Source organism: Streptomyces sp. OfavH-34-F (assembly GCF_022347745.1).
Classification (GTDB): domain Bacteria; phylum Actinomycetota; class Actinomycetes; order Streptomycetales; family Streptomycetaceae; genus Streptomyces.
In genome coordinates this window covers 1-7582 of the sequence record NZ_JAKRGC010000315.1, presented here as the reverse complement: position 1 = coordinate 7582, position 7582 = coordinate 1, and the positions used below count along the sequence as shown (strand labels likewise).

6 protein-coding genes are annotated in these 7582 nt (G+C 73.6%); all 6 read left to right on the top strand.

From position 1 onward, the window contains the following. The coding region (locus tag MHW47_RS29475; RefSeq protein WP_239226821.1) for a protein phosphatase 2C domain-containing protein at window positions 1-701 on the top strand (701 nt) is incomplete at its 5' end. A 114-nt stretch (window positions 702-815) separates the two neighbouring features. Further along, complete coding sequence (locus MHW47_RS29470; protein ID WP_239226819.1) at window positions 816-2558, top strand: pyruvate dehydrogenase; 1743 nt, start codon at window positions 816-818, stop codon at window positions 2556-2558. A gap of 113 nt (window positions 2559-2671) precedes the next feature. Continuing rightward, window positions 2672-5230: a phosphatidylinositol-specific phospholipase C domain-containing protein gene (locus tag MHW47_RS29465; RefSeq protein WP_239226818.1), complete on the top strand. Its 2559-nt coding sequence runs from the start codon at window positions 2672-2674 to the stop codon at window positions 5228-5230. A gap of 116 nt (window positions 5231-5346) precedes the next feature. Beyond that, window positions 5347-6543 carry an FAD-binding oxidoreductase gene (locus MHW47_RS29460; protein WP_239226817.1) on the top strand — a complete coding sequence of 399 codons (1197 nt, stop codon included), beginning with the start codon at window positions 5347-5349 and terminating at the stop codon, window positions 6541-6543. 59 nt (window positions 6544-6602) lie between these two features. Further along, on the top strand, window positions 6603-6941 hold the full coding sequence (locus MHW47_RS29455; protein ID WP_239226816.1) for a (2Fe-2S)-binding protein: 339 nt from the start codon (window positions 6603-6605) through the stop codon (window positions 6939-6941). Next, window positions 6922-7582 (top strand): FAD/NAD(P)-binding oxidoreductase (locus tag MHW47_RS29450; protein ID WP_239226815.1); only part of this gene is annotated, 661 nt, incomplete at its 3' end. The genes MHW47_RS29455 and MHW47_RS29450, both read left to right, overlap by 20 nt.

Below are 7582 nucleotides of genomic sequence, written 5' to 3'. Positions count from 1 at the left end.
CGTCCACGGCGGCGGCGGACGCCGTCCGCTGGATCGGCGAGGCCGTGGGCCGCAGCCACGTCCGGCTGGCCGACGACATAAGGGCGGGCCGCCGGGCCGACCTCAAGTCCGGGCTGCACCGGCTCACCGACCGCGCCTACGGCAAACTGCGCGCCCGCGCCGCCGAACTCGGCGTCGAGCCGGACGCGTACACCGCGAGCCTGCGCTGCCTGCTGCTGTCCGCCGACCCCGGCTGCCGCACCCGGGTCTTCTTCGGGATCGGCGGCGGCGGCCTCTTCCGGCTGCGCGACGGCGCCTGGCACGACCTCGAACCGGCGCTGCCCCCGCCCGCCGCGCTCAGCGGCGCACCGGTGGTCGGCTTCGGCTCGTCCGCCCCGCCGGAGAGCGGTCCGGACGGCGACCGGCTGACGATGGACCTGGGCATCGCCACCGGCCCCGCCCCGTACGTCGAGGACCCGCTGCCGCCGCCCGCCGAGCCGTTCCGGTTCCGGGCCTCCGTCGCCCGGGCGGGGGACACCCTGCTGCTGTGCGGCACCGGCCTCGCCGACCCGCTGCGCGAGGAGCCGGCGCTGGCCGCGGAACTCGCCGAGCGCTGGTCGCCCGTGGCCGCGCCGGGCCTCGGCGCGTTCCTCGCGGACGTGCAGATCCGGGTCAAGGGGTACGCCGACGACCGCACGGCGGTCGGCGTCTGGGAGGCGTAACGGCCCGGGCCATGGGTTGATGGACTCCGGACACCCGTCCGGACCGGGGTTTGGCACCCCGCGTTCCGGACAGCCGGATGTGCACGGAGCACGGGCAGAGGGAGTGCGTCACCCATGGCCAAACAGAACGTCTCGGAGCAGTTCGTCGACATCCTCGCCCGCGCGGGCGTCAAGCGGCTGTACGGGGTCGTGGGGGACAGCCTCAACCCGGTCGTCGACGCCGTCCGCCGCCATTCCGGCATGGAGTGGATCCAGGTCAGGCACGAGGAGACGGCGGCGTTCGCGGCCGGCGCGGAGGCGCAGATCACCGGGACGCTCGCGGCCTGCGCCGGCTCCTGCGGCCCCGGCAACCTGCACCTCATCAACGGCCTGTACGACGCGCACCGCTCCATGGCCCCGGTGCTCGCGCTCGCCTCGCACATCCCGTCGAGCGAGATCGGCCTCAACTACTTCCAGGCCACCCACCCCGAGCTGCTCTTCCAGGAGTGCAGCCACTACAACGAGATGATCTCCAACCCGCAGCAGATGCCCCGGCTGCTCCAGACCGCCATCCAGCACGCGGTCGGCCAGGGCGGCGTCAGCGTCGTGACGATGCCGGGCGACGTGGCGGGGCAGCCGGCCCCGGAGCGGTCCGCCGAGCACGCGCTGGTCACCTCGCGGCCCACCGTGCGGCCGGGCGACGCGGAGATCGAGAAGCTGTGCCGGATGGTGGACGAGGCCAAACGGGTGACGCTGTTCTGCGGCAGCGGCACGGCCGGGGCGCACGCCGAGGTCATGGAGTTCGCCGAGCGCGTCAAGGCCCCGGTCGGGCACGCGCTGCGCGGCAAGGAGTGGATCCAGTACGACAACCCGTTCGACGTCGGCATGAGCGGGCTGCTCGGCTACGGGGCGGCGTACGAGGCCACCCACGAGTGCGACCTGCTGATCCTGCTGGGCACGGACTTCCCGTACAACGCCTTCCTGCCCGACGACGTGAAGATCGTGCAGGTCGATGTGCGGCCCGAGCACCTCGGCCGGCGCACCAAGCTGGACCTGGCCGTCTGGGGCGACGTACGTGAGACGCTGCGCTGCCTGACGCCGAGGGTGAAGGCGAAGAGCGACCGCAAGTTCCTCGACCGGATGCTCAAGAAGCACGCGGACGCCCTGGAGGGCGTGGTCAAGGCGTACACCCGCAAGGTCGAGAAGCACGTCCCGATCCACCCCGAGTACGTGGCATCGGTGCTCGACGAACTCGCCGACGACGACGCGGTGTTCACCGTGGACACCGGCATGTGCAACGTGTGGGCGGCCCGCTATCTGACGCCCAACGGCAAGCGGCGGGTGATCGGTTCGTTCAGCCACGGCTCGATGGCCAACGCGCTGCCGCAGGCGATCGGCGCGCAGTTCACCGACCGCGGCCGGCAGGTCGTCTCGATGTCGGGCGACGGCGGATTCACCATGCTCATGGGCGACTTCCTGACGCTCGTCCAGTACGACCTGCCGGTCAAGGTCGTCCTGTTCAACAACTCGTCGCTGGGCATGGTCGAACTGGAGATGCTGGTCGGCGGTCTGCCGTCGTTCGGGACGACCAACAAGAACCCCGACTTCGCGGCGGTGGCCCGCGCCGCGGGAGCGTACGGGGTCCGGGTCGAGAAGCCCAAGGAGCTGACGAGCGCCCTCAAGGACGCGTTCAAGCACAAGGGGCCGGCACTCGTCGACGTGGTCACCGACCCCAACGCGCTCTCCATCCCGCCGAAGATCAGCGCGGACATGGTGACCGGCTTCGCCCTGTCGGCGAGCAAGATCGTCCTGGACGGCGGGGTGGGCCGGATGCTCCAGATGGCCCGCTCCAACCTCCGCAACGTGCCCCGCCCCTGACGGTGCGTCGGTCCGGCGGCTAACGGGGCGGGGTTAGCGGGGGGTTACCGAGAATTCAGCGCGCCGCGCGATGCTCCGGGAGACCAGTGTGCATATCCTCCCGGAGACCTCGCGTGAATCATCGTATTGCGGAGACGGCCTGGTGGCGCAGAGCCGCCACCCTGCTCACCGCGCTCGTGGCCATGGCCGGAACGATCGCCGTACTGAGCCCCGGAACGGCGTGGGCGGCGCTGCCGGACGACACCGACAACCCGGCCTACCGGTCGCTGGGCAAGGCGGACAACCCCGACTGGATGAAACCCCTCGGCGACCGCACCTCGATCGGCGCGCTCTCCGTTCCCGGAACGCACGAGACGCTGTCGATCCGGGGCGGCGACAGCACCTACACCCAGCAGAACGGCGGCCCCAGCGCCCAGACGCTGGCCGCGCAGCTCCAGGCGGGCATCCGCTCCATCGACATCCGGGTCCGGGTGATCGGCGGCAGCTTCACGATCCATCACGGCAAGGTGTACCAGGACGCCAACTTCGCCGACGTCCTCGCGGTGCTGGGCCAGTTCCTCACGGCACACCCCGGCGAGACCGTGATGATGCACTTGCGGGCCGAGTGCGACAACAGCGCCGGCCCGTTCAGCTTCGACTGCAAGGACGAGCCGAGCAGCACGACCAGCGCGGACCGCGTCAACGTGTTCCGCAGCTACCTGGACCAGGACCCCAACGCCCGGTTCTTCTGGGCTCCCGCCGTCAGCGGGGCGGGACAGGCGGCCGTGCCGACCCTGGGCGAGGTGCGCGGCAAGATCGTGCTGGAGCGCTTCCGCAACGTGGGCGAGTACAGCGACGACTACGGCCTGCCCGACGACGCGTTCTCCATCCAGGACGAGTACAAGGTGCCGGACATACTCGGCGGCATCGACACCAAGGTCGAACAGGTCGTCAACCACCTGACGAAGGCCGACAACGACACCGACCCCCAGCACATCTACCTCAACTACACCAGCGGCTCCAGCACGGGCGCCTACCCCAAGGCCGTGGCCGACCGGGTGAACGAGCGGGTCCTCGGGCCGATCGGCGCCGTACGCAACCGCACCGGTGAGGTCCTCATGGACTACCCCGGCTACGCGATGATCAACACGATCATCGGCCTGAACCGGCCCGCGCCCGAGCCCCCCGGGTGGCAGGTGCCGAGGCTCGCGGTCATGCCCCTGGGCGACTCCATCACCCTGGGCGTGGGCAGCGGCACCCGCACCGGCTACCGTCCCGCGCTGGCGAGCGCCCTCGCCGGCCACGCGGGCGCCGTGGAGTTCGTGGGCTCCCAGGTCGACGCCGACGGGGTGACCCACCACGAGGGGCACTCGGGCTGGCTCATCGAGCAGTTGCAGGCGAACATCGAGACCTGGCTCGCCGACGCCCGGCCCAACGTGGTGACCCTGCACATCGGCACCAACGACATGAACCGCGACAACCGGGTGTCCACCGCCCCGCAGCGGCTGGGCACGCTCATCGACCAGATCCACACCGCCTCGCCCGACACCGCGGTCGTGGTCGCCTCGCTCGTCCCCGCCACCGACCCCGCCGTCCAGGCCCGCGTCGACGCGTACAACCGGGCGATCCCCGGCATCGTCGCCGACCGGACCCAGCGGGGCTACAAGCTCGCCCAGGTCAGCATGGGCGCGCTGACCACCGCCGACCTCAACGACAACCTGCACCCCAACAACGCCGGTTACGCCAAGATGGCGGACGCCTTCCTGGGCGGCGTCGCCGACGTCGCCGGGCGCGGCTGGATCAAGGAGACCGTCGAGGTCAAGCCGGCCCCGCCGCGCGGAACGTCGGCGCTCGGCGACTACGACGTGGACGTCAACGGCGACGGCCGGGCCGACTACCTCGTCGTCGGCGCCAACGGCTCGGTCCAGGCCTGGCTCAACACGGCCGATCCCGCCACGGGCGGCGTCAAGTGGTCCGACCAGGGCGTCATCGCGTCGGGTTCCAGCGCCTGGACGGGCGACCAGATCCGCTTCGCGGACGTCGGCGGCGACGAGCGCGCCGACTACCTGGTGCTCGACCCCGCCAACGGGGCGGTGCACGCGTACATCAACACCGGCGGCAACGGCCGGGGCGGCTGGCAGGACAAGGGAGTGATCGCCACCGGCTCCAGCGCCTGGACCGGCGCACAGGTCCGCTTCGCGGACGTCGGCGGCGACACCAGGGCCGACTACCTCGTCGTCGCCGCCAACGGCGCCACCCGCGCCCTGCTCAACACCACCGACCCCGCCACGGGCAACGTCAAGTGGTCCGACCAGGGCGTCATCGCGTCGGGCTCCAGCGCCTGGACGGCCGACCAGGTCCGCTTCGCGGACATCGGCGGCGACGCCAGGGCCGACTACCTCGTGGTCGCCGAACAGGGCGCCACCCACGCGTACGTCAACACCGGCGGCGACGGCCGCGGCGGATGGTCCGACCAGGGGGTCGTCGCCACCGGTTCGTCCGGCTGGCTCGCCGGTCAGATCCGCTTCGCCGACATCAGCGGTGACGGCCGGGCCGACTACCTCGTCCTCGACGAGAACGGCGCCATCCACGCCTACCTGCACACCACCGGCACCACCGGCGCCGTCAAGTGGGCCGACCAGGGCGTGATCGCCACCGGCACCGGAGCACCCGCCTCCAGCGTCCGCATCTGAGCCCGCCGGCCGTCCCCGCCCGGCGCGGGGACGGCCGGCGGCCGGCGCACCGGGCCCCAACTTCCCCCGTCTTACGACCTCTTGGCACCCCCAGAACCATGTGACATATTACTGCCGTGTTCACGAGACAGCCGCTGGACGTCGTCGTGGTCGGAGCCGGTGTCGTCGGCGCGGCCTGCGCCTACTACGCCACCCGGTCCGGGCTCGCGGTCGCGGTGGTGGACGCCGGACCCGTCGCCGGCGGGACCACCGGCGCGGGGGAGGGCAACCTCCTGGTCTCCGACAAGCCCCCCGGACCGGAACTCGCCCTCGCCCGGCTCTCCGCCCGGCTGTGGCGCGAGCTGGCCGCGACGCTGCCCCCGGCGATCGAGTACGAGCGCAAGGGCGGCCTCGTCGTCGCGGCGGACGAGGACTCGTTGGCCACCCTGACCGCGACCGCCGCCGGACAGGCCGCCGCCGGCGTACGCACCACAGCGGTCGCCGCCCGCGGACTGCCCGCCCTGGAACCGCATCTGGCGCCCGGCCTCGCGGGCGGCGTGCTCTACCCGGAGGACGCCCAGGTCCAGCCCGCGCTCGCCGCCGCCCATCTGGTGCGCGCCGCCCGCGATGCCGGGGCCCGCCTCCACCCCGGCACCCCGGTCACCGCCCTGCTCACCGGCCCCACCGGCGCGGTGCGGGGCGTCCGCACCCCGGCGGGCGACCTCCTCGCCCCGGCCGTGGTCAACGCGACGGGCGTCCGGGGCGGCGAGTTCGCCGCACTGGCCGGGGTGACGCTGCCCGTCCTGCCCCGGCGCGGCTTCGTCCTGGTCACCGAGCCGCTGCCGCCGCTGATCCGGCACAAGGTGTACGCCGCCGAGTACGTGGCCGACGTCTCCAGCGCGTCGGCCGCCCTCCAGACGTCACCGGTCGTCGAGGGCACCGCCGCCGGGCCCGTCCTGATCGGCGCCAGCCGGGAGCGCGTCGGCTTCGACCGCACCCTGTCCGTGCCGGTGATCAGCAGACTGGCCGGGGCGGCCGCCGCGCTCTTCCCGGTCCTGAACACCGTCCGGGTGATCCGCGCGTACCACGGCTTCCGCCCGTACCTGCCCGACCACCTCCCCGCGATCGGCGCCGACCGCCGCGTCCCCGGCCTCTTCCACGCCTGCGGCCACGAGGGCGCGGGCATCGGTCTCGCCCCGGCCACGGCTGCCCTGGTCACCGCCGCCGTCCTCGGGGAGCCACCCCCGCTGGACCCCGCACCGTTCAGCCCGGACCGCTTCGACTCGGACCGTTTCGGCCCGGACCGCTTCGGCTCCGGCTCCGGCGCCGGGTGACGCGCGTCTGCCCGCCCGTTCCTCCCCTACCGACCGCCCGACGAGACAGGAGCCCCGGTGTGAGACGACCGCGCCGACGCCACCCCGCCCGCACCCCGGCCGGCCTGGCAGGTGCCGAGCCGGGACCGGGGTTCGAGATCACCTTCGACGGACGGCCGCTGCGCGCCCTGCCCGGCCAGAGCATCGCCGCCGCCCTGTGGGCCGCCTCCGTCCTCAGTTGGCGCACCACCCGGGGCACCGGCAGCCCGCGCGGCGCCTTCTGCGGCATCGGCTCCTGCTACGAGTGCCTGGCCACCGTCAACGGCCGGCCCAACCTCCGCGCCTGCCTGCTGCCCGCCCGTCCCGGCGACGCCGTCACCACCCAGGAGGGGACCGGACATGACGCACTCCGCCCCTGACCGCGCCGACCTCGCCGTGGTCGGCGCCGGACCCGCCGGGCTCGCCGCCGCCGTCACCGCCGCCGACGCCGGACTCCACGTGCTCCTGCTCGACGCGGCCGACGCCCCCGGCGGCCAGTACTACCGCGCACCCGCCCCCGGCCTGCACGCCACCCGGCCCGAGGCCCTGCACCACCACTGGTCCCGCTTCACCGCACTCACCGCCCGCCTCGACCGGCACCGCGCCACCGGCCGCGTCCGCCACCTCACCGGCCACCACGTCTGGACGATCGCCGCGACCGGCGACGACTGGACCGCGCACACACTCACCGGCCCGGAAGGGGACACCGCCACCGCCGCCCCGCGCGCCCGCCGCGTCCTCCTCGCGACCGGCGCCACCGAACGCCACCTCCCCTTTCCCGGCTGGACCCTGCCCGGCGTCGTCGGCGCGGCCGGCGCCCAGGCCATGCTCAAGTCGGGGCTCGTCCTGCCCGGCCGGCGCGTCGTCGTCGCCGGAAGCGGACCGCTGCTCCAGGCCGTCGCCCTCTCCCTGGCCCGCGCCGGAGCCCGCGTGCCCGCGCTCGTGGAGGCCGCCGGGTACGGGGCGTACGCCCGCGCGCCCCACGTCCTGGCCGGCAACCCGGACCGGCTCGCCGAGGGCG

Coding starts and splice junctions, on each gene's coding strand:
- MHW47_RS29470 (WP_239226819.1), top strand. CDS start 816: ATGGCCAAACAGAACGTCTCGGAGCAGTTCGTCGACATCCTCGCCCGC.